The 697-nt window shown below is 70.9% G+C and carries 2 protein-coding genes; both read left to right on the top strand.

Annotated features, from left to right (window positions below; translation table 11 throughout):
• On the top strand, positions 1 to 265 hold a 265-nt coding region (locus tag G3I60_RS43825; protein ID WP_164608563.1), incomplete at its 5' end, for a molybdopterin-dependent oxidoreductase.
• On the top strand, positions 249 to 697 hold a 449-nt coding region (locus tag G3I60_RS43830; RefSeq protein WP_164608564.1), incomplete at its 3' end, for a cytochrome b/b6 domain-containing protein. The genes G3I60_RS43825 and G3I60_RS43830, both read left to right, overlap by 17 nt.

Below are 697 nucleotides of genomic sequence, written 5' to 3' on the forward strand. Positions count from 1 at the left end.
CTACTCCGAGAGCCTCACCCTCGACCAGGCCCGCCGCGCCGACGTCCTGGTCGCACTGCGCATGCAGGACAAGAACCTGAGCCACAGCCACGGCGGCCCGGTCCGCCTCTACGTCGCCCCCATGTACTTCTACAAGTCCGCCAAGTGGCTCTCCGGCATCACGGTCACCGAGAACGTGCGGGCCGGCTACTGGGAGAACCGCGGCTACGACATCGACGCCTGGGTCGGCAGATCGAACGGACGCGACGATGAGCCTACGAGCTGACGCCCCGGCGCCCTCCACCTCGGACGTACGCCGCTTCGGCCGCCCCCAGAAGTGGGTGCACCGCGTGACGGCCGCGCTGATGGGCGTGTGCGTGGTGACGGCGGCCTGTCTGAATCTCCCCGTGTTCGCCGAGCTGGTCGGCCGCCGCGAACTGGTGGTCCGTGTCCACGAATGGGCGGGCCTCGCCCTGCCGGTACCCGTCCTGGCCGGCCTGGCTTCCCGTGCCCTCCGCGCCGACCTGGGCCACCTCAACCGCTTCGGCCCGCACGACCGCGTCTGGCTGCGCGCCGCCCTACGACGCGACAAGCGCAGCACCTCGCGCCCGGCGGCCAAGTTCAACGCGGGCCAGAAGATCTACGCGTCCTGGATCGCGGGCGCCACCCTGGTCATGCTCGGCACCGGCCTGCTCATGCGGTTCACCCACCTCACCCC

It is taken from the genome of Streptomyces sp. SID13666, assembly GCF_010548325.1.
GTDB classification, from domain to species: Bacteria; Actinomycetota; Actinomycetes; order Streptomycetales; family Streptomycetaceae; genus Actinacidiphila; species Actinacidiphila fildesensis.